The 22,078-nt window shown below is 57.3% G+C and carries 15 protein-coding genes, 1 rRNA gene, 3 pseudogenes and 1 other annotated feature; of the genes and pseudogenes, 13 read left to right on the forward strand and 6 right to left on the reverse strand.

Annotated elements, in window-relative coordinates:
• Window positions 1-85: 85 nt before the first annotated feature.
• From rrf to GA0061098_RS45500, 3 genes are all read right to left on the reverse strand, one after another.
• Window positions 86-200, reverse strand: a 5S ribosomal RNA gene (rrf, locus tag GA0061098_RS41740).
• 119 nt (window positions 201-319) lie between these two features.
• Window positions 320-415: a sequence feature (23S ribosomal RNA rRNA prediction is too short), on the reverse strand.
• A gap of 1,109 nt (window positions 416-1,524) precedes the next feature.
• The gene (locus GA0061098_RS41750) at window positions 1,525-1,737 is read right to left on the reverse strand and encodes a hypothetical protein (RefSeq protein WP_018319114.1); all 213 of its coding nucleotides are present in this window, start codon (window positions 1,735-1,737) and stop codon (window positions 1,525-1,527) included.
• A gap of 354 nt (window positions 1,738-2,091) precedes the next feature.
• Window positions 2,092-2,235, reverse strand: coding sequence for a hypothetical protein (locus tag GA0061098_RS45500; RefSeq protein WP_165637954.1), 144 nt, complete (start codon window positions 2,233-2,235; stop codon window positions 2,092-2,094).
• Between the two features lie 2,669 nt (window positions 2,236-4,904).
• Between GA0061098_RS45500 and GA0061098_RS41765 the strand changes: the two genes are divergently transcribed.
• The 5 genes from GA0061098_RS41765 (at window position 4,905) to GA0061098_RS41785 (ending at window position 8,148) form a co-directional block, all read left to right on the forward strand.
• Complete coding sequence (locus tag GA0061098_RS41765; protein ID WP_245323958.1) at window positions 4,905-5,486, forward strand: hypothetical protein; 582 nt, start codon at window positions 4,905-4,907, stop codon at window positions 5,484-5,486.
• A gap of 266 nt (window positions 5,487-5,752) precedes the next feature.
• Window positions 5,753-6,421: an alpha/beta fold hydrolase gene (locus GA0061098_RS41770; protein WP_245323964.1), complete on the forward strand. Its 669-nt coding sequence runs from the start codon at window positions 5,753-5,755 to the stop codon at window positions 6,419-6,421.
• 290 nt (window positions 6,422-6,711) lie between these two features.
• The gene (locus GA0061098_RS41775; protein ID WP_091967633.1) at window positions 6,712-6,969 is read left to right on the forward strand and encodes a DUF6894 family protein; all 258 of its coding nucleotides are present in this window, start codon (window positions 6,712-6,714) and stop codon (window positions 6,967-6,969) included.
• 411 nt (window positions 6,970-7,380) lie between these two features.
• Window positions 7,381-7,566 carry a hypothetical protein gene (locus GA0061098_RS41780; RefSeq protein WP_245323960.1) on the forward strand — a complete coding sequence of 62 codons (186 nt, stop codon included), beginning with the start codon at window positions 7,381-7,383 and terminating at the stop codon, window positions 7,564-7,566.
• Window positions 7,567-7,959: 393 nt separating this feature from the next.
• Window positions 7,960-8,148, forward strand: a complete 189-nt coding sequence (locus GA0061098_RS41785; protein ID WP_091967637.1) for a hypothetical protein — start codon at window positions 7,960-7,962, stop codon at window positions 8,146-8,148.
• Between the two features lie 516 nt (window positions 8,149-8,664).
• Here GA0061098_RS41785 and GA0061098_RS46730 read toward each other — a convergent pair.
• A pseudogene (locus GA0061098_RS46730) lies at window positions 8,665-8,790 on the reverse strand (twin-arginine translocation signal domain-containing protein); the annotation flags it as partial.
• A 1,352-nt stretch (window positions 8,791-10,142) separates the two neighbouring features.
• A pseudogene (locus GA0061098_RS46735) lies at window positions 10,143-10,321 on the reverse strand (PRC-barrel domain containing protein).
• 312 nt (window positions 10,322-10,633) lie between these two features.
• On the opposite strand from GA0061098_RS46735, the gene GA0061098_RS41800 reads away from it, so the two are divergent.
• Entirely contained in the window at window positions 10,634-10,900 is a 267-nt protein-coding gene (locus GA0061098_RS41800; RefSeq protein ID WP_091967643.1) for a hypothetical protein, read from the forward strand.
• A gap of 1,416 nt (window positions 10,901-12,316) precedes the next feature.
• Here GA0061098_RS41800 and GA0061098_RS41820 read toward each other — a convergent pair.
• A complete protein-coding gene (locus GA0061098_RS41820) occupies window positions 12,317-13,357 on the reverse strand; it encodes an AraC family transcriptional regulator (protein ID WP_091967655.1) in 1,041 nt (346 codons plus the stop codon).
• Between the two features lie 953 nt (window positions 13,358-14,310).
• Here GA0061098_RS41820 and GA0061098_RS41825 point away from each other — a divergent pair.
• The 7 genes and pseudogenes from GA0061098_RS41825 to GA0061098_RS41860 all read left to right on the forward strand — a co-directional run bounded on the left by GA0061098_RS41825 (window position 14,311) and on the right by GA0061098_RS41860 (window position 22,042).
• A complete protein-coding gene (locus GA0061098_RS41825) occupies window positions 14,311-14,469 on the forward strand; it encodes a hypothetical protein (RefSeq protein WP_245323962.1) in 159 nt (52 codons plus the stop codon).
• 9 nt (window positions 14,470-14,478) lie between these two features.
• Window positions 14,479-14,784 carry a DUF6894 family protein gene (locus GA0061098_RS47620; RefSeq protein ID WP_430649300.1) on the forward strand — a complete coding sequence of 102 codons (306 nt, stop codon included), beginning with the start codon at window positions 14,479-14,481 and terminating at the stop codon, window positions 14,782-14,784.
• A 266-nt stretch (window positions 14,785-15,050) separates the two neighbouring features.
• Window positions 15,051-16,872 (forward strand): annotated as a pseudogene (locus GA0061098_RS41830) (caspase family protein).
• 1,546 nt (window positions 16,873-18,418) lie between these two features.
• Window positions 18,419-18,640: a hypothetical protein gene (locus tag GA0061098_RS41845; protein ID WP_091967662.1), complete on the forward strand. Its 222-nt coding sequence runs from the start codon at window positions 18,419-18,421 to the stop codon at window positions 18,638-18,640.
• 811 nt (window positions 18,641-19,451) lie between these two features.
• Window positions 19,452-19,637, forward strand: coding sequence for a hypothetical protein (locus GA0061098_RS41850; RefSeq protein ID WP_091967664.1), 186 nt, complete (start codon window positions 19,452-19,454; stop codon window positions 19,635-19,637).
• Window positions 19,638-20,224: 587 nt separating this feature from the next.
• Entirely contained in the window at window positions 20,225-21,247 is a 1,023-nt protein-coding gene (locus GA0061098_RS41855) for an ABC transporter substrate-binding protein (RefSeq protein WP_091967666.1), read from the forward strand.
• A gap of 543 nt (window positions 21,248-21,790) precedes the next feature.
• The gene (locus tag GA0061098_RS41860) at window positions 21,791-22,042 is read left to right on the forward strand and encodes a hypothetical protein (protein WP_091967668.1); all 252 of its coding nucleotides are present in this window, start codon (window positions 21,791-21,793) and stop codon (window positions 22,040-22,042) included.
• Window positions 22,043-22,078 lie beyond the last annotated feature (36 nt).

A 22,078-nucleotide genomic window follows, 5' to 3' on the forward strand; every position in this document is an offset into this window, starting at 1 on the left:
GCACAAAGAAAAACGCCGCCTCGGTTTCCCGAAGCGGCGTTCTGAATTCTTACATCGAAAGAGGAAGATTTCTTGTCCTTTGCAGGCCTGGCAGCGACCTACTCTCCCAGGGCTTAAGCCATAGTACCATTGGCGCTGAAGAGTTTAACGGCCGAGTTCGGGATGGGATCGGGTTGAGGCTCTTCGCTAAAACCACCAGGCCGGCGAAGGACAAGAAAACGAAGCAAGCGATCTTTGTTTGGCGACTAGCGCCTCTCATTCATTCTGGTCTGGGTCTTCACGACCCTATGGACACTGAAAATGAGAGCAATCAAGCCAATCGAACGATTAGTACCGGTAAGCTACATGCATTACTGCACTTCCACATCCGGCCTATCAACGTGGTGGTCTTCCACGGTTCTCAAGGGAACCTCCCGAGGGATCTCGGCGATGCGATGAAAGCCTTAGTACGTGTTCGGGGCAGGGGTGTCTTGTCAACTCTATTGATTGTGCACGCTTTTCTGCGCCGTGCGAGTAAATACTACGGTGTTTACAACGGTCGAGTAAGCACTACCGAAACCGTAGTTTTTGTCGCAGCAGGTGGGCCCCTCCCTGGCCAAAACGGGTGAAGTGCAATTTTGCTGTCTCGACGGCAAGTTGTGTAAGAGAGCGGACTGCTCTCAAGTGCCGCCGGTTCACGCGGGCTTGCTGCACGCGACTGTGATGACTGTTGAGAAATGCCGTGTGAAGTAGTTCACAAGCGGGATGTATCTCTGCGCGTAGCATGGGCGCTTCCACTGGAGGGAAGCGCAATGAAGTGGAACTTGACAACCTATCGAACGCTCGCGCTGACCATCGCTGTTCTAGCGGCCGCTGGTACTACTATGGCCATCGGTACTCCTCGTGGAGTCAATGAACCAATGTTGGGATCCGATTGGCAATGCAGCCGGACCATGCTGCTCGTGACCACGTGCGCACTGAAGGATTGAGCGAAATAGCCGCAGACCCGCGCTCGGCAAAGCTAGCGGGCGATCGTTCACATCTCGGCCCTAATGAATGTCGGCCTAACAATCGGTTAAGGAAGAACCCATAGCCTGTTCCCGTTGACCTGCGTCCCGTCACCACATGACGAGGTGGGTCCAGGACGGGGCCGATACCATGGCGGACCTCAGGGAAAAATTGGACAAACTCCGTGCCGACGCCGCGGATTTGGCCCTTATGAGCAGGCGAACCAGCGACTCGCAAAGGAGCGCACTTTTCGAACGCTTGGCAGATGAGCTCGCCATAGAGGCTCTCGAACTCGAGCAGGTGGTGAACCTGCAAAGCCGGCGCTCCGGTCACAGTGACATGGACAAAGTCGTGCCCCTCCAGGCGCGTCCAGATCGTCGCTGACACAATCCCGCTTCCCTTTGTGGGTCACCGCCTCAACTCCCGGCCTCTCGTTCGCAGCTGGCGAGCCTTCATGCTGCAACTGCTCATGGTCTGTCCGGTCTGGTCTGCAATCCAAACACCTCCGGCTTCCAGGCCGGCGGGTTTTTCAATGGATTAGCCGTCCTGACAGGTGATGCCGAGGCTGTCGCAGGTGAGTGCGAACAGCTCTTTTGACTTAGAATCTTCAAAGCAGAACCTGGTGCCGATCTCCGCTCGGTCGGTCCACCAGCCGGCGTTAGCTCCCTTGGCGATGCGGGCAGCCTCGCCTCGTAACAGGTCCAGTCGTTTTCCGGCGGCACGAACAATCAGGCAATTCTCCTTAGGCATAAACGTCCTCCACGGCAATTTGGATTCCGCAAATTTTCGGTACAGAAAAACGTAGAACTTGCAGCGAGGGAAACAAAGCTTGTTGGTGATTAAAAGCAGCCGGCCTGCACGAAGGCCGCAGCGATGTTCTCGCTGCGATCTCGCATGGTCAAAAGACACCGGGTGAAAAGATCTAAGTGAAATATACAGCCAGCCCCGGTGGAATGATCCTATCGCGACATTTCTGGCTCGCAATATGATCCATTTCACAATCGGCCGCACCATGCATCAAGGGCCGCCGCCGATGGTTTGCTGGAAGACTACGGTCAGAAGCTTCGCGAATTCAGGCTTCCGATAACCAGTGTGACTAGCCCGCTACATCAACCTGAGCACGAACAGGTTACGTTTTTGAGACAGGTGGGCGTTCGTGCCATTTTGCGCAACCAACGCTACCGTGCCGAAAGCGACCCGGCACGCAACTGCCAAAGAGCAGAGAACTTTCACGACCTGTTTGGGCATGGTGGCTTCCTGACCTACAGCCGCCTCTCGTTTCACCGACGTACGAGCTTGGATCGCATGCCGATCAGCATTGTGTAGGCAAGTCGTCGCCAAATCAGGCTCATCAGGACTAGCATGGCGGCCTCCCCGCGTCTGATGTCGTCAACCTACAACCTTGCCTGTTTCCGGACGACTTCGCCGATGGCGTTGAATGGTTTCGTCATCGGCGGTGGCCGCGCCAGCCGCTGGCAACGCCAACGGGGTGGCTTGGGCGCGCGCCGGTTCAAGCATCAGTCCGCCCAGTGTTCCTTTCTCGAGAAACGGCGTCGGGCGCATTGCTCAAGAATTCGCCTTGCAATTGTGCCCTTCCACTGTCGTAATGCTATGATTGTCGAAATATTTTCAGTCCATTTGTGTTGAGGCCGTGATGAGTATTTCCGATCGAACTTTCGATGCCGTTTTTGCTCTGCACCAACGTATCGTATTTATCGAATGTCAAATGGCTGAATTAGGTGTCCTGCGAAACCGATTAGCGCAAGCTCAGTTGACGCCGCTCGCGGTCAAGGTCGAGTCGTTCAGCTTCCAAGAAACTAGGTCGGCGCCGCAGGTGTAGGTAACTCTCCGCGAAACAACCCCGAAGTTGCTATCTGCCCCTCGTAAGCCCAAGCTATGGGCAATTCGTGAGTCGGGGGGATTCATGGAACGACAGCCGTTTGAGAGCATGTCTCTCGAAGAGCTTTGGCGACTCCATGCGGTCGTCAATGACATTCTTGCCGCGAGACTCGTAGCCAAGAAGGAAGAGCTTGAACGGCGTTTGGGACTGCTCAAGCGGGAAGACAAGCCTCCCAATTATTAAAATCACCTGATTGACGGGCCCCTGCCCTTCACGCTGACCAGCCTCTGTACGAGCACTCGCAGTGCCGCGCCGATCGTGCGGAACGTGCCGGCGCTGGCCGCAGGAGACGTCCTGTAAGCTTTTAGGCGCTCCTGCGGCCCTTCGTCGTTGCTCCGGCGCTCTTACCGGCAATTGGATCGGCCGCCGGGAGCATTGGGGCTGGTAAACGATCCATGCATGATCGCCGATCCACGACAATCGGCAGAACGCCTGGCGCCGGCGCAGATTACGTCGAAGTGCACAAAGGTCGAGATGCGGATCTCGTAACGGTGGTTTCCCTCATCAAAGACGACGGGTGAAGAGCAATTTTGCTGTCTCTACGGCAACTGAGAGAGTGGACTGCTGAGCCCTCCGAGCGCTCTTTTGAGACCGTGAGACAATTCGCCAATCGTGAACCGGCTAGCGTCCACCGTTAGATTCCTCAAGCACGCCGGGCCCGGTCACACGTGCCTATGCAGTCCCCAAAACGCAATAAGCAGAAGGGCCACGGCTCCAATTCCCAGCAGCATGAGAATAGCTTCCAGCATGACGAATCAAGCTCCGCCCGAGCGCAGGCTACACCCCCGTGGGAAATTGTCATCAAAAGGCTGAGCCGCGCGCGCAGGTCGAAGGTTCTGCGGTTGGCCCGCGCGCTCAAATCGCGCGCCGGGCGGCTGTCTTTCGCGATCCCGCGTAGCGTGCTCCAAGATGAGCGCACCGAGCATCGCAATAGCCACTCGTCGCGAGCTTTCAACGTCCAGAAGATCGGTGCAGAGAGAGACCTGGCGAGACGGAAACTGAAGGCCAAGATGGAATTCGCTGAGCGGAAATTTAGACAGGAGCAGTTGCTTCATGACTATCGGCGCAGAGAGTGGAATTCGGCGAACCGTTAGCGGGCCTGAGCCGGTCTTCGGCGCTTTGCGGGCGCGCGTCGCGAGCTCATGAAGCTGTCGAAATTGCTGGCAGTAATATCTCATCCGTTGTCAGTGGATATTCGAAGTCAGGCCGTCTGGGTAAGCCGCGGCCCATCTTCGTAGCTACTCACCGTAGCTATTTGCGCGACGTCCCCGTTGATCTATAGGAGTCGATGTCTTTTCAGCATCCTGTCGTTGTTGGTGTGGAGGAGCGGATGTCCTCCACGTCAATGCAAGCCGACAATGCCAGCTCCGCGCACACGCGGAGCTGCTCTGACCCGCCTTGAACTCATCAATTCGAACGATAGCGACACTTGCATGGAAGCGGAGCATGAATTTCAGCATGCTCCTACCGCGTGAAACTCGAATCCCAGCTAAGCGAAAAACTGGTAGCAGACGTGTGGGGTCACCGGCTGTGGAGTTTCCTTCAGAGTGATTGTCCATTGTGCCCGTCGATCGCCCAATGGACTTGCCTATGATCGTCCGAAAGCCATTTAGGGTCGCCCGTCTATCGCTTGCACGAGGCCTATGGAATTCCAGCAAATCGCCCATTGCTGAGAGACAACCCGATTGCTGAGAAACAATCCGTGCCGTCCTCGTCTGCCTTTTCCATTCTGAAGTCAGAGGCAATGATGCAGCTGAAAGCCACGCCTCCGGCGACTAAGAGGGTCGTTCGCAGCGCCCCGATTATCGCGCGCGCTCTTGGGGATCGGACCGGTGTCCTTGGCGTAGGGAGGTCTGGTATCAAGGGTAGAGCGGACCTGCCGTATGCGAGCGCCGGACCGCCGCTTGTGACCCAAAGCGGAAATCGACGGTTCGGTAATTTTGCTCCAAAGCTATTAACTTGATCAGAAGGGGTTTTCTGCCATAAGCGCGAGCTTTTGACGGACGCGGGCTCCGCGATGAAGATTTCCCTGATAGGGTTTGCAATATTCACAGCCGTCGCATCTTACCTGTTTGATGCGAATGCTTCTGCTGGCGTTCCTTATTCCTTCTCTGATCATCCCTCGCAGGACGGCTGCTGTGTCGGTGACCAGGGCGTGGGCGAAATTGACCGGTCGGAGAAAGCTTGTCTGGCGCAGGTTGGCGAGCTGGCCCAGCGCGTCGGCCCTGGCTTGCAGTTGAAGTTCAGGAACGGGAAGACGAGAATTTATCTCAACGAGGAAGCGAAGTGTCAGTCCGACGACGCTGACGGCTGCGTTAAGTATCAATTGACGGGGTATTTTCCCGAGCACGACCTTATCTTGATCGAGGTCGATTATTGGGAAGGTGCGAGTTGGCTCCTCGTAAGGGCCGATACGGGTGACGACATAACAATAGTTGCGCCCCCACACTATTCGCCGGACAGACGCTGGCTCGTATCCGTCGCCTCGTCTGAGGGCCCCGCTGGACCTCCCAACGGAATGGACATCGTTCCGAGCACATCCAATCCATCTTTCAAGGACTGGCACTATCGCACACCAAGCAATGGAATGGCTCTATGAATTTGCCGGCTGGGAAGGCAACAGTCGCGTCAAACTTCTTGCGTCGTCATTGAGTGCGCCCGAACGCAAGGTCTCCAGCTCTATCGAGCGCCGTAACGGTGAATGGCGTCTGATCAAGCCACGATGAGGGTCGGCGCCGCTTCCGCTTCTGGCCCATGGCTGCCTTCGAGCCCTGAGCAACAAAGGCGTCCGCTTCCGACAGATAACCCGATTCATCAAGCATCAGCAGCGTACGTGCCCAATCGGCACGGAAAATTTTTGTTCTGATCGGCGGCGCATTTTACGGAGCTTGGTGTTGGCAGCGCGTTACCGAGAGGCTCGAAAAGCAGGGCCATAAAGTTTATCCGCTTACGCTCACGGGATTGGCTGAACGCTCGCACTTGCTAAGCAAGGACATAAATCTCGATACCCACATTACAGATATCGCAAATCTGGTCGAGTGGGAGGACCTGGAAGACATTTGCGTCGTTGCCCATTCCTATGCCGGATGTCCTGCGTCCGGTGCGCTTGAGCGTATCGGAAACCGTGTGGCCTCTATCGTCTGGGTTGATGCCATAAAGCCAGCTGACGGTCAGGCATTTCGAGACTTGGTTTCCTTCCCGCTGGAGGACGGTGCAATCAGCCGTCCAGCTCCGAAAGCGCTCCCTACGACGGCTTTTAGCGACCCCAAGGACGTTGCCTGGGTCCTATCGAAAGTCACCCCGCAACCGATTGGCACATGGCTACAGCCAGTGAAGCTCTCGGGCGCACGCGAAAAGGTCGCTAAGAAAACCTATATTCGCCTGCCCAAATTCCAGCTGGCTGCTTTGGACAAGGCGGCAGGGGAATGTAGGTCGGACAATTCTTGGACCGTTCTCGAAAACACGACGTCTGGTCACTCAGTGATGATCGCTGAGCCCGACTGGTTGACTGACGTGCTAGTGAAAGCAGCCTGAGGCCGATCTAGAAACCCTGAGCTGTTGCATTGTGGCCGAGCGATCCGTCTCGCTCGGCTTGCAGTAGCCTGCCAACGAACGACTTCCGCTTCTGGCCCTTAGCCGACCTGCCGCGACGCCTGCCGACCGTCGGCTTGTGACTCATTGCGGAAATTCCGTCGTTCGGTGAATGCGGTGTCCCTGAGGGACTGGATCGTTCTCACTAACTTTGAGTAATCGGCTCAAAACGCTCAGCCAGAGTGCCGGCTCTTGGCGTCAGGAACGCCCGAATAAGGGCAGCGTTGGCTTGCATGCGCTTCTATTTTGATTACCAAGACCTCGCTGGCACGATCCTCGATGACGATGGCGAGGAGCTTCCTGATCTCGCCGCCGCTCGTGATGCCGCGATGCGATACCTGGCTGAGGGAATACGGGACCACAGTGCTTCCGGGCTTACCGACAGGCTCTCCGTCAACGTGAGGACGAAAGAATCGTCTATCATGACCGTGTCAGCAACGATCGAGGTTGTAGCTGCGTCGCCCCGCGGCAGAGCCGACAAATTGTCCTAACACGTCTTCAGTATCTGGAAGTCAACATGCCAAGATCGAGGGGCGTATCCGCTCAGATCGCCTTAGAACTAGGTAGAGAAGCTCGGCGGAATGGTGCGCATCTGGACGACAATCCCTTTCCATCCTACTCAGCTCGCCATGACCTATGGCGGCGGGGCTGGGAAGAGGAAGATGCGTTAATAACGCGCTCGCAGTCCTGAGACGACCTGAGCGGCTCAAGACGCGCAACTGCTGGCGTTCTTGGAGTCTCCTAAGTTCATTTCTGGACTGTCCAATCCAATGGTTGCGGTATAGTCTCTGCAACTGGAGCGGTCTCATGCGCAACGGCCTGTTCTCGATTGCAGCGATTGCCGGCGCCACTTTTACCGTGGTCTCTTTTGCGCTGATCTTGTTTGCTCGGTGAGATTGCAAGTGCTGACCGTTGAGGAATGCCGGAAGCTGGCGACGGATTACCGTAGTGAGGCGGCGGAGATCGGAGTTTCACAGAGGAAAGCCAACGTGCTTCGAAACATCGCGAACAGCCTTAGCGGTCTCGCCAGTCAGTACGAGATGCTGACTGCCATTGCAGACGAAGAGCGCCGCGGACTGGCGAAATAAGACCGCCTCAGTCAGTAGGTTACAAACCCACTTCAAGCCCTTAGTCAGGTCCGCTCACGACGGGAATCCGACCTTCCGTACATTGTCCTGAGAAGAGTGAAGGCCAGTGAACGTCGGCTATTGGCCCTTTGCCGAACCGCGCCGGTCCTGTTGCGAGGTCGGCTATCGTCGTTAGAGCGGACGCGGAGCCGCCCTCGCCTCGACCGCCGCTTATGACCCATAGCGGAAATTCCGTCGTTCGGTGAATGCGCGTCCCTGAGGGAGAGGACGCACACGGTGGAATGAATGGCGTAAGCCTCGTGTAAGGAATGCAACCCCAAAAGCGAACGGGCTGGACTCATAACTTTGAACCATTCTAAAATCGGTCGGGTAAATGCGGCAACGACCCCGTCCATGTTAGAATTCAGAGCTTACATTATCGATGAAGAAGGTCACGTTACTGACCGCATCGATCTTATCTGCGAAGACGAGGAAACTGCTCGTCAGCGCGCCGAGCAACTTGTTGACGGCCATGCGGTAGAGCTGTGGCAGGACAACCATAAGATCGACAGGTTCGATCCTCCATCGCGTGCGCTATCTTGACGGGAGCGAACTCGAAGGCGCTGCATCGCCGCCATCGTGGCCGCCCTCGAATGGCGGGCGCTGGTCGGCTACTGGCGTGTTTCGAGAAGCAAGACCCCGTAATCGTGGAGGTGAAGAGGGCACATTTCGTCACCTGTGTACATTTTTATACAGAGCCCCGGAACGCGGTCCCTGGTTCTGAATCATCCCACGGGGACTTCGCGATTGGGATAAAAAGACGTGCCACGCTACACCTCCTTCGCCCGAGAGGCGGCAGCAACGCTGCTGCGAATGGCAAAAACAACAAAAGACCCGCAGGTCGCGTCGGGATTGATCCAGCGAGCGGCCGACCTGAAGGACCGCACGGGCGAGTCGCCCCCCCGTTGATATTGAGGCAAGGGCACAAGAGCCGGCAAGGCCTCTCACAAAGAACTAAGGCCGCGTCCAGCGCGGCCTTAACTGTCTACTATCTTCCTTGCCCGCCTAGTCGCGGTCGTGGTGGTGGTGATGATGGTGTCCGTGGTTCTCGTGCCGGGCGCCTCCACCGCCGGAGTGGGCAATAGCGTTTGACGTGAGGGAGGTGGAAAGCAACATCGTCATGGCCGGCGGCGTGACCGCCGAAGTCTTGAGAAATTCACGCCGGTCTTCGTCTTCCGAGGGCATATAAGAAGTTAAATGGGTTCAATCACCAAGAACGTCAGAGAGGCTGCCTATTTGGGCGGTGGTTTTCGCTTGTGGCCTGATGCACTGCGGAACTGAATTGACTAGACGTCGTCCCACAAAGGGAATTCAGTTGTTCCATCAATAAAGACAGCCGGTGCACTCCAATGCAGGGAGGAGACCGTAGCGTGATTATCAGAGAACCCCATTTCGACAACTATTCGATCCCGGCGCGCGTCTGTTTTGCCATCGCGCTCGTGGGTGGCGCACTACTGGTCGCCCTAGTCGTTACGAGCATCTACTTCACAATATAACGCGCTAAGAACCGTGGTACGGCGCATGATGTTGGGCACCATGCCTAGAGAGATCGCCATAGCGCGCTGGTCCCTAGCCGCCGCCTGCATAGTTGGCGTTCAGCGTTGCCGCGTTCGTATCCCCGCATTAGCAAGTAAAGCCCGTCCCAGTTGGTGGCCTCTTGCATGATGAAATTCCAGCCATGGCGGCACGGCCGACATCGGTTGGCTGTGCTGCGCATGAGATCAAAAGCGGTCATCATTGTCCCGCGCGGTGCCAGCGCTCGCAATCGCGCGAGACGTGGAGCGCCCTATATTTAGTTAATTTTTCGGGAGGTTCGCGTGCGAACTGTCCTCCTAGTTCTTGGGCTATGGCTACTGATCAACGTTTTGTTTGTTGTGATCACGATGCCCCCTCGCAGACCACGCTTGCCGCCTCGACCAGCGCGGCCAACGTTGATTGAAGCATTGGATGCAATCAGGCGCTTTCTGAAAATACGACGCCGCTGAAAAGTAAGACGATTGCGCTGTCATCTACACCAGTCAAACATCGGGCTATCACTCGTCATTTTAATCTGCGAGACGTTTAATCCGACACAAACAACGGCTTGCGAAAGACAAGTCCGAAGGAGGTTTGCAGTGGAGAAGGTGCGACGCTTGCGCGCGATGGGTTCTCTGTGCCGTCAATAGGCCGCGTACAACAGCATGAACAAATGGAAACTCCTCGCGGACGCAGAATGCTGGGAGCACTTGGCTGAGCTTGAGAAAACTCCAGCAACACGGTGATGAAAACCGACCCACGGCCAACTGTACAAACATCGGGGGCGTGCAGTGAGTAAACGTAATCGGGCATACAACCGCGTTGTCTTGTGCCTGCGCGCTCAGGCGCTTCTTTCTCAGCTTGCCGAACTTGAGACCCTTCGAGGCCGAGTGCGAGAGGCCGAGGAGAATACAGCTCTCGATGAATCGGCAGACCCGGTGAAGTCAACCATTCACTGATTGATCGCAGGTCGCCGAGCGCGCGCTGCTGGGAGGGTTCGCTGCCACCGGGCGCACGGCCGATCAGCCCTCAATGTGTTTCACCGTCGAAATCGGCCAGCGACCGTCATGACCGAGATGCGAAGTCCGTGCTCATCATCGAGGAAGACGCGATCAATTGTGCCGGCCTTGCCGTCAGTCAAGACGACGGTCTTGCCGACCAGCTCCGCCTCGGCCTCGTTCAGTTCGCGCAAGATGTTCATCGCTCGCGCGTCGCCGGTACTTGCAACACTCACGAATGCACCTTGTTTGGTGCGAAGTCTTGTATTCTACCACTCTGGTATTTTGACGCGAGCACGCAATCGGGGGAGTTCCAGGGCGCGTGGATTGAATTCTGAGACGGATCCCTTGGGTCTCACTTGTTATCTTCACCACAGACGTGGCCTTTCGGAACTCTTGCAGTCCGCAATGAGTTACAGAGCCGCCGAAGAGAGCATGAGCGGTCGCGTGCGCGATAGCACGTGACGGTTTTTCGATCGCGCCGGTCGGCAGCACTTGAACAGAGAGAGGCAACAATGAAGGCACCACTTCTTCTTGCTGGCGCATTAATCATCGGAAGCGCCGCCCCGGCACTGGCCGATGAGTACTATGTCGTGCAGGGTCCGAACCGCCATTGCACCGTAACTACGACACGTCCGGCGGACAAGGAGGTCATAACACAGATCGGTCCGCTGGCTTTCAAGAGCCGCGTGGAAGCCGAAGATCGCATCAAGCAGACCAAAGTCTGCGAGGAAGGAACAGTTGGTAGTAGCAGCAGCACGACTGTCATCAAAGAGAAGTAGTAATCGACAGCTCATTTCCGATCGAGTTTGGTGTTGAGAAAAGTCGCGCCGATTTCGGTCGGCGCGACTTTCTGTGTTTTCCAGACACCGGCTAACGGCAGTTCTTGGGTTCATTCCGGCATCTGCCGAATTTCGCCACAACAGCGTGAGCAAAATGCAAGCATGCTCAAAGCCACCCGATGCGATCATTGCGAAGAGAGTTCGCGCCAGAAGAGCTGACCGTTCTTGCGCCACCGGCCGGGGACGGCGAGCTGATCTGCGCTCGGTGCATCGAAATCAAACTCCGTCGAGCAGTCGCAAAGCTGGCGCGCGGTGATAACTGATGCCTTCTTAGGACGGCTTTATCTGGGGCCAGGTCACGCCTAATTCCCACGACGGGTGATGACCGCCCAAATTCCACACATCTTTGTCTAGGGTCATCATTAGATCGTCAAACGTCTGCGGGTCGCCGATCTCGTAGCGGGGGAACGTGCTGGTTGCAGGGATTACGGCGTTAGGTGAAGTCGCATAACCATGGATGAGCAGCGGGTCCAAAGTCATCAGTTCGACCTCCAACCCGAACTGCTGAGTGGGCCGAGAGTTGACCGCTCTGATTAGCGCGGCGGCGTGAACCACAGAGGCGACGTCCCAGTGCAATCGTTATGTCGAGGAAGCCGTTTTGCGGTCGGCCCTCCTGTGGCTGCTTTTGCCAGACGAAGCGCTCAATGAGGCCGTCGCTGTTTACCCGATCAAGTCCAAAGCTGTTCGTGCCCTCGAATTCCCGCTCGACGGCCCTAAGCCGAGGCCACCACACGCGCGTTACATTGAGATCGCGCCATCCGAGTTGACGGAGTTGCCCGGTGCCGTTGAAGGCGCAGTTGTCGATTTGCTCCAGCCATGGCTGCTTGGGGAGATTAGTGAGTACGCACCGCGCGCGCCAGGCGATCGGCGCTACGCGAATTGCCCTTGATCTCGACCGCGGGCCACCACCCTCGCCGTTGTCGCGATCAGCGCGCCCTCGGAGGTAGGGGGCGCGAAATCGTGTGCTGTTGGAGAAGCCATCGGCGATCACGTTCGCGGCGCGCCCTGAACAGGTCGAGGCACTCCTTGGAGCAAAGCGCGGTTCGCCAGGAGTAATAACGGATCAGGCCAAACTTCCCGCCACACATAGCACAGTTCTTCGCTGCGGAACGGCACTCCGCGTGTTCCAAGCTATCGCACATGCTCCCTCCTTTGGGCGGGTGGGGTTCTTGGAATCCAGCCGCAATACATCTTCGGCACCCTTGCGTCGGGGGTGATGAGCGTGACCCACTTTTGTTGGATTCGTCAGGAAGATCGCTCGTTCAAGAGTACTCAGCAAAAAAACTCTACGCAGTTCACCAGGAAAATTCTTGTGAGTTTGAGCCAGAAATTTTGGATTTCGTGCTGCTGAGGCACTCACCTCACGGTGTTGGAGGCCCGGAACTCTCGGGGTGTCAGACCTGTCCAACTGGTAAAGGCGTGAGTAAACGAACTGACCTCACCATACCCCACGAGCCACGCGATCTCCGAGATTGGCAATTGCTCTTCGCGCAAGTAGTGCTTGGCTAACGCCTGTCGCAGATCGGTAAGTACCGCCGAAAACGTTGCGCCCTCTTCTGACAATGCCCGAGCGAACGTGCGGCGGCTCATGCCAAGGCGCCGGGCAACTTCAGGCACATTGCCTTTGCCGTTGGGGAGTAGTTGGGCGAGCTGATCTTCAACTTGGGATCGGATGCTGGCGCGCAGTTTCTTACGCTGACCGAGCGCTTCATCGGCATATTTGAGCAAGAGCTTGTTCAGATGGACATCAGCGCCGATAACCGGCAAAGAGCCGATCGACTTCGGAAAAAGAATCTCGTCCGTGTCGGCCGCATAAGTGATCATACACGCTAGATGGGTTCGCACATCGTTCGGTATATGCGTTCTCAGATGCCTGAATTTGACCTGCCTCGGTGCGACTCTAACGCCGGTTAGCGCTCGACAGATGCGCAGCAAGGTGACAAGCCAAAACTCTGTGTGGTGGCGATCGGTGCCACGATCCAAGGTCGGGTATTCAAGCCCTATCGTGACAGCGGTGTTGATAGAAAGGCGTATCCGAATGCCTTCATTATTGATTGCACAATAGCGCTCCGCGCTTCGAAGCGCATCGACGAGCCGATCGGATGACGCCATGACATAGTACACCAACCCGATTTCGCCCAGTTCAAAATCCTGAGCCAGGCGAAATCCAAAATATTCGTCGTGCAGCTCTGTAGCAGCAAGCTCGAGTACCTTGATTTGCGACTCCGCTTTCACGCGGCAGTCGAGATTCTCAATACCTTGAATTGCTAGACCTGCGTCCGCCAGAACTGGCTTTAAGTCTTTGCCCGCCTTCCGTAGCCGAGCGCAGGCGAGCCGGGCTATTCCTCCGGTAGCAGTTGGAATCGAGGAAAGGCGGCCCGTAAGCTTCTTGCGCATCGAGCCCTCTCATCTTTCAAACGGGCAATGGCCTGAAACCACATTATTTGGATCGGCCAGAGGATGGCGCAGTTGGTTTGCGCGCGGCTGTCAAGTTTCACAGCACTAGCACGATGCGGTAAGCTGGAGGTCAGCGTTGCCGTTGATCTAGATCAATCTTCGACGCTCACACCCGTACAACGGCAACGTCGGCACTCGCTACGGCAGCTACTGACGACCAAATCGATGTCGTGCTGTGCGCATCTGACTGTAGGCTCATGCGTTTAGGACTACATCCCGAACAACACCCAGACCATCGCGACTAACAAACTGACAAACCAATCAAGGACGCTTCGAACATTTCCGCTCAGGCGATCAAGGAACTCGAAAGGCGCTAACGTCTCGCGCGCGTCCCAACCCGCCTTGGGAACTGAAACATTTCCGAACGTCCGGGAGTTAGGGTTTCGGGTTCGGGGCTTCGCTTCTAGGCGAGGCACGCTATGACCACTTTACCGGCGGGCGATGCAGTTCTCACTGTCGCCATCATGGGCTTCACCTTCCTAATTGAAATTGCTTTTTTCGCTTGGATCGGGGTGTTCTGAATGCCGCCGCCCCGTGGCGCGCTACAACTCCGTTGCCCGAGAGACGGCAGCAACGTTGCGTCGGGATTGGTCCAGCGAGCAGCCGATTTTGAAGGACCTCCCCAACCGGATAGATCGCGCTTTGAGGCAGGCCCTCGCCGTATAACGGCAATTTCGATGTTTGTCGGCTATAGGCCGCAAACCGGACGTAGGGCTGCGCTTGCCACGACCGCTGCTTCTGACCCGATGCAGACATCTTAGTAGGCGCGGATACCCTGAGGAGTGGACGACGACCACCTCCAGGTGTGGCTAGGTCCCTGCCGGTAAGCCACTGGGGAGACCAATGCCGTATTTCACATCCAAGCAGAACAAGGGCGAGCGCGTAGCCAAGGTATGGCCGATGTCTTCTGCGGGATCATGCTCGCAACTTTTGCCGTCGTCTTCTTCGGATGGATCGGAGGCATACTCTCGTTCGCCATCGTCGAAGCCTGCCTGCTCTCGGTCGATTGGCTCGTTCCGAGCGGTGACGATCCTGCAGCCGTAGTCCGCTAGCGGCTCCCCGTGACACTCCTGCAAGAGTTAGCAGCCTCAACAGTCGCGTGCTGCGCCTGTTCTATTAGGGAGCGCTCTGGTCCAGCTGTCGTTCGAGACCCATGCCCCGGTACTTCTTCGATTTTCACGACGACCTCGGTCTACCTGCCGGACCTCGACGCTGCACGAGACGCCGCTCTTAGAGCTCTGGCCGAAGCCATCCGCGGCAAGAGCGAAGTGCGCGCAGAGATCGGACAGATGTCCGTGATCGTGAGGACGCAGATTGCTCGCGTTCTGACCGTCTCGGCGTCGATCGAGATCAGTTTGACCTCCTGAGAAGAGCGAAGGCGAGTGAACGTCGGCTATTGGCCCAAGGCGAAGCTGCCGCTCGCCGATTTGAGGTCTGCTGCACAGCGTTTAGCAGACGCGAATTGCTCGATCTGAGCTTTTCTCGGTTTGACCCTAAGCAGTCCTACCGCGGCCCATTGGCGAGTTGCGGTCCGATGACCCGAAGCACATTGTAGCGCGATCAACGTCACAGAGCGGGAGCTTGCTTTTCGATAGGCTGTGCATACGCTGCGCACATGTTATTCCGGGCTGCGATGGGCGCGTTTCGCTGGTTTTCATTGATTCTTTTCCTCGGTCTGACGTGCGGCTCGGCGCATGCGGAGCGCCGCCTCGCGCTGGTGATCGGAAACTCCGCCTACAAGAGCGTGCCGAGGCTGGCCAATCCCGCTAACGATGCCGCCCTGGTCGGTGGCATGTTCAAGAAGGCCGGATTCGACTGGATCGACCTCAAGACCGATCTCAATGCCACCGAGATGCGCAAGGCGCTGCGTGACTTCGGCGGACGAGCGCGAGACGCCGAGGTTGCCGTCATCTACTACGCCGGTCACGGCATCGAGCTGGACGGGACCAATTACCTCATCCCGACCGACGCCGCTCTCGAGACCGACAGCGACGTTCTCGATGAGGCCGTGGCACTTGATCGTGCGTTGTTCGCTGTTGAGCCCGCGAAGCAGCTTCGGCTCATCATTCTGGATGCCTGCCGCGACAATCCTTTTGCCAAGACAATGAAGCGAACCGTTGCTGCGCGCGCTATCGGCCGGGGTCTTGCCAAGGTCGAGCCGACCAGTCCGAATACGATGATCGCCTTCGCCGCCAAGGCGGGGTCGACGGCTTCGGACGGCGATTCCAGAAACAGCCCGTTCGCGGCGGCGCTCGTCGAGCGACTGCCGACGCCGGTCTTGATTTGCGCAAGGCGTTCGGCTTCGTCCGCGATGGTGTCTTGAAGAACACCAGCTATAAGCAGGAGCCCTATGTCTACGGCTCGCTCGGTGGCGACGACGTACCGCTCGTCCCCGCCAAGCCGGTCGTCACCGGGCCGCAGGCAAACCCGGACAGCGAAATCCGCCGCGACTATGAATTGGCGCTCCAGCTTGGCACGCGCGATGTGTGGACCGCGTTTCTCAATCGATATCCAAGCGGGTTCTACACCGACTTGGCCAAGGCCCAGCTAAATCGGATCGCTGCCGAGGATGCGCGTGCTGCGGCCACAGAGAAGGCCCGGCAAGCCGAGGACGAGAAGACCCGTCTCGTCGCCGAGCGAGCCAAGAAGGCCGAACAGGAAAAGGCGGCGGCCGCCGCCAAGGCGGCCGAGGATGCCCGGCTTGCCGCCGAGAAGGCGAAGCAAATCGAGGAAGCCAAGGCGGCTGCAGCCGAGCAACGCAGGAAGGATGCCGAGGCGGCAGCGGCGAAGGCGCTCGCCGATAAGCTCGCGAAAGATAAGGCCGCCGCCGAGCTGGCCGCGAAGCAGGCCGCCGAGAAACAAGCCTCCCCCAATGTGGAGCAGAATATCGCGGCTGTAACGCCTTCTTCGACCCCACCAGCGATGTCGCCGCAGGAAACGACGAGGCTGGTGCAGTCCGAACTCCGCCGCGTTGGCTGCCTGACGGCCTCCGCAGATGGCGACTGGAATGCTTCGTCACAGCGCTCGCTGACACTGTTCAACAAGTATGCCGGCACGAAGTTCGACCCAAAGCTCGCGAGCATCAATACGCTCGACGCGATCAAGGCCAAGCCGGGCGTGTCTGCCCGCTGGTCTGCGATCACGGATTCAAGGCCGATGGCGACGCATGTGTGAAGATCGCGTGTCGCGCCGGCTATCCGATCAATGATGATAACGAATGCGAAAAGGTTCAGGAGAAGAGGCCGGTCACCACGCGCGAGGATGCGACGAAGCGAGACACGGACCGTAAGAAGGTCGAGGCTGCACCTGTCAAGCCACAGTCGAGCGGACAAATTGTTTGCAATAGCGCCGGCTGTAGACCTGTCCGACCGGGATGCCGGCTCGAAGGCAACTCACCAGCGCTCTTTGCGAAGGGTAACATGGGTGGGTATACAAACGTTGAGGTTTGCAACTAGCCAAGTTTGGCGATGCTTCGTCGCCCATTAGACTAGCACGAACGTAGGCAGAAGATGACCTCGCTTTTTTATTCCGATATGGGCTCCGCGGCTCTGATTACGTCTGCTTCTGGCCCAACTCGGACCTCCCGTTAGATCCGGTATTCCGCTGCTATCAGGGGCACAGCGGACCTCACGCGCCCGATTCCGACGAGGGCTGATGAGCAAATCTGGTTCACTGCGATTTTACGCAAGCGGCCTCGGCCAAGTAGCCGGCGGCCGAAAACCTCACCAGTGGCCGTTTACGGCCGAGGCCGTTGGAAGTCCGCCTCATCGAGCGACAGGTCGGAGAGCCTTGATACCCTCACGCCATCAGCGCCGCGGGCATGCTGCGCACCACAACATCGCGTTCTCGGGCATAAGCGTCGCGGAACATAATCAGAAACCGAGCCCGATCGGCTCGCGAAAGCGCTTGCCATCTCGCCAAACCTGCTCCAGCGCGGTCATGGGTGTCTATCCTACGGAACTCCCAACCATATCTCACCGAATAAAATCGAAAAAGCCCACAGCCAGATATGCGGAAAGCAGAGAGGTTTATCGGAGCTGTTCATCCTTCGAGCGATGGGCACCGAAGATCCAATTGAGAGCCTCGGGCGGCCGGACCTCTTGACGGCACAAGTCCAGACGCAGGTCATCGTGCGTACCGTCTAGGCTAATCGTCCCTTCCCTAAGGCGGATCACGATTTGCACGTCCGCACCATCGGCTTGGAGACAAGCAACATAGGCATCGACGCGCTCCTGATCCCTGTGGAGCTTTGCCTCGTCTAACCACGGTCCTATTGCGGCAATTAGGTTTTCGGTTGCAGTCATGCCCGTTCTCTCCCCGATGCGGGTGCGGCCGTTGCAGCCCGCGGCACGCGATGCAACGCCTGACCTTAGACTTCGAAACGTAGGGCTTCGTTCCAAGCTCGCAGGGCCGTTTTCGGCCCGAAGTCCACCGATAGGCCAGAGGGTGTTTCTTAATGGATCATCGCCGCCGCATGGCGCGACACGCTGGCTGCGCCCCGCGCGCGTTTGCTAGGCGATCTTCGTGGTGCCCGTAGTTGCCCAGGTAAACCGCGTCTCAAGGTGCGCTTCGGAGGACCCGCCAAAGCGCCGACACAAATTTCAAGAGTGGCCGGGATGGCGCATCGTCCTGTCGATCCGGTGCGGCCGATGGTGCGGCACTGTCCAACTCGGTCAGCCGCTCCACCATGCCTTCCAATCGCAGTGGTAGCGGGGTGAGATCGTCCGTGAGGGTGCCGCGAAGTCGCTCACCAATATCGTTGCAGATCGCCCGGCGATGCTCCACGGGCGCGGTCGAAGGGGTATCTGCCATGGCTGCCACCGTTGGCCTTGACGTGCACCGCCTCCTTGCCGTGCACGGATATCCTGCCGCCACCGTAGTAACGAGCGACATGCCACCTTGATCCCGGCTTCGCACAAATACCGCTGCTCCGAACGTCCAAAGTTCTCAGGTCGCCAACCGGGTTCCCATGCTCGCCCGCGTGGGCTTAGGAGGCAAGAAATGTCTACCTACCTGCGATTACAAACCATCGATTTAAAGCCGGAAATGGTGAGCCGCATCACCGCAGCTTACGAGCAAGCGCTCCATACGCTTTGCGTCCAGGATCGCGACGACCCGCTCACGGAAATGGTCGCAAGCAAGATCATCAAGATCGCGCAAACGGAGGTCCTCGCCCCGGCACAAATTGCGGCCTTGGCGATCAAGGAACTCGAATTGCGTTAGGCATCTTTGTCTAACGCGCCTGGAACTGAAACATTCCCGACTTCGGCAGGTTGGCTATTGGGCTTCGGGGCTTCGCAATGTGCGAGGCACGCTATGACGCCTCTACCACCGGGCGAAGCAATTCTCACTGTCGGCATCATGAGCCTCACTGTCCTAATCGAGGTTGCGCTTTTCGCCTCGATCGGAATGTTCTGATAGACGCGCCGGCGGTTTGGCCGGGAGGACGCCTCAATCCCGGCCAACATTTTTGCATCGTTCGCAACCACGGACCTGCCCGCAACGGAACCAATCTTCAGCGAACACGATTGTCTTGTCGTCAGCGATGGGAGGATCATCGCCATGAGGATCAAATATCTCTCCGCGATTGTAATAGCTGTTCTTGCCGCTGGTACCGGGCTGGCCGTCAATTCTCGCGGCTCGCTGCCTACCGAAACGCAGTCCACGCCGAACATGCAGGTGGCAGACCGACTAGCTGCCTCGGTTGGTCCATTCTTGCTTCGGTACGGTGGCTAACAGGTGGCGTTGCAGCCAACGGTGCTTGCATCTAGTGGTAATTCAATTCGCGCTGTGGTTGGATTTTTATTCGCGCAGCAGCGATCTTGAGTTGTTTGACGAAGTTTTGCTGAAATAGAAGGCTGCTATGCTAGATTTTAGGTAATTAGCCCTGTTCCGTTTTTGCACCGACAAGCAAGTTAGCTGATCATCCTTTGAAGTTTGGCGCAGCCTGTGGATGGGCTCACATCGGACAGCATCGCTGGGGCTTAGAAACTCGGAATATCTCATAGCGATACTCAAACGATGGGGCCCCCCCATGCCCGCCATATTCAACCTGCTCTATCGCGAATACTGCCGCGCCCGCCTCGCTGAAATGCGGAAACAGCTTCTGATTGCCAGACAAAGTCCTGAAGGCCTGCAAGCCGATTATGATCGTGCTGATCAGGATAGCGTTGGCAGGACAGACACGCAGCATGAAATCAATTACGGCGCGCCGAATTGAAGTGGCCGCGAGACATTGGACTCTCCTTGACGCCGTTGCGCTCGTCCCTGACCATTTTCGTTTGATGGCTCTCGGGGTTTGGTAGGCGGCGCACGGGTGCGGCGCTTGCGTCATGGCTACGCTGGCTGCGCTTGGGCACAGGCAAATGCGGCAGCCGTGAATTTCAAGTATGTCCTTAGTTCGGCAGAGGCGCGGAGACGATCCGCTGGCATGGAAAGCACTTGTAGACCCGTACAGCCTGCCGATCCACGATTGCGCGCAACGCTCCTACCGGCACCATTTCACGGGTGCAATTCTCGCAGGCAAGAGGTGGCGGGGCGTTGCTGTCGGCTCGATTCATGCGACTAAGCGCATACCCGAAGCCGGGACCGGCGAACACTTGGGAAAAATACGGGTGGCAGAATCCGCGGTTGGCACTTCAGCTATTGAAGGGAAACCGGACGGCGGACGCCGCTTTTTTTGCCGCCGCTTTTTGACCCCAAGCGGACCTTGCTCGCCGCCGCCCCGCAAATGCAGCTTTGCCGCTCACACAGTCTTATGACAAAGTGCTAGATTGTTCGCGCTCCGGCGTGATCCTTGGAGGGCACATGCGACGGCGGGAGTTCATCGCGGGTACGGCGATCACCGCAGCCCTGAGCTTCGCAAAGCCTGTTTACGCTCAGACCGATGCTCGGTCGCCGGGCATAAAACGGATCGCGATTGTCCATACCGCCGAAAAGCCCGAGGGAATGACTATCAACGGTCGCCTGACGTTCAAAGCCTACTTTGGGAAGTTGAAGAGGCTTGGCTATGTCGAAGGACAAAACCTGCTCGTGGACCGGTATTCGGCGCTCGGTCAGTCCGACCACTATGGAGACTTGGCTCGCACAATCGTTGCCAGTCATCCTGATTTGATCATATCGCTTTCCGGCCCGATTGCACGCCAGTTGAAGCCCCTGACCACTACAATTCCAATATTAGTTAGCAGCGGTGACCCGGTCGCCGGCGGAGTTGTGACGAACCTGGCCAGACCGGATGGAAATATCACTGGAGTGAGTGTTGATGCGGGATTGGGAGTATACGACAAGCGTCTGCAATTCCTTAGCGAGACGGTGCGAAACCTACGCAATGTGCGGGTGCTCATTCCTTCATCTGCGACGATGTTTTGGGAAACGGGTCTCGCACCGCTCCGAGAAGCCGCAGGCCGGGTTGGTATTCGGATTGCCGCGGTATTGCTCAGCGAGAAGCTCGACGGAGCAGCGTATGAGCGGGTGTTCGATGAAGTGGAAACAGACCGCGTTGACGGTCTCATGGTTGCGCATCAGGGCGAATACCTTACGAACCGTCAACTAATCGCTGATCTAGCCGCCAAACACCGTCTGCCTGCTGTCTACCCTCATCGCGAATTCGTCGATGTGGGCGGTCTGCTGAGTTACGGCACTGACCTTGGGGACGCCATGCGTCGTCTTGCCGATATGACCGATCAAGTGATGAAAGGCGCAAAACCGGCTGGCATCCCGTTTTACCAGCAAACCAAATTCGAGCTGGTGCTCAATCGAACAACGGCAAAGTCGCTTGGGCTGGAATTTCCGGTGAGTTTGTTGGCTGTCGCCGACGAGGTGATCGAATAGCGCTTCATATCTGCTGCAGCGGCACTGGAGGCGGGCTTAGCGAGCTGCAAGTTTCAAGGATTGGGCGCAAGCCGGTTTGCTTTTAGCATACGGCGCTGACACCCGAGATCTCTTTCGCAGACCAGCTGGTTTCGTTGACAAGATTATCAAAGGAGCAAAAGCCCGCCGAACCGCCTGTCGAACAACCAATCAAGTTTGAACTGGTCGTCAATTGCCAAACTGCCGGAGCGCTCGGTCTGACCGTGCCACCGTCCGTGCTCGCCAGTGCCGACGAGATAATCGAATGAGCTCTGCGTTGCATGAGTCAGTTAGTGGCCCATCAGCGCAGTTGAGGCACCTGAGTTCCGCTTAGCGGGTCGGTACGGACCTTGATTGCTCAGACCAAGTTTTCGCCTTTTGACCCAACTCGGACCCTGCATCATAGGGCCGTCCTGTGAACCTCTACGGCCACTCCTAGACCTAATCTGTGGGGGGTTCAACGGAGGGATTAGGTCATGGCCATTTGTACAATTTACACGCTTCAAGAGCGATAAGCCTGAGGAGATGATCAAGACTGCCAAGCAGGCGAAGGCAATCTTCGAAAAACATGGCGCAGAATTTCTTCGGCTTTCTCGATTTCACACTGGTACGTGGGCCGGGGAGTTTCTTATCGCTACGCGCTATTCCAGTTGGGAAGTGTACGGAAAAGTACAGGAAGCATTGGCAAAGGACGAGGCATTCGCAAAGCTGTACGCGCACACAGCTACCTGTGCCGAATTGACTGGCCGTAACATCGCGATCGGCATCGATCTCTGAGGCTCCGCTGAGAGTTGCCGGCGTTGCCTTCGAGTA

The organism is Bradyrhizobium shewense (genome assembly GCF_900094605.1).
GTDB classification, from domain to species: Bacteria; Pseudomonadota; Alphaproteobacteria; order Rhizobiales; family Xanthobacteraceae; genus Bradyrhizobium; species Bradyrhizobium shewense.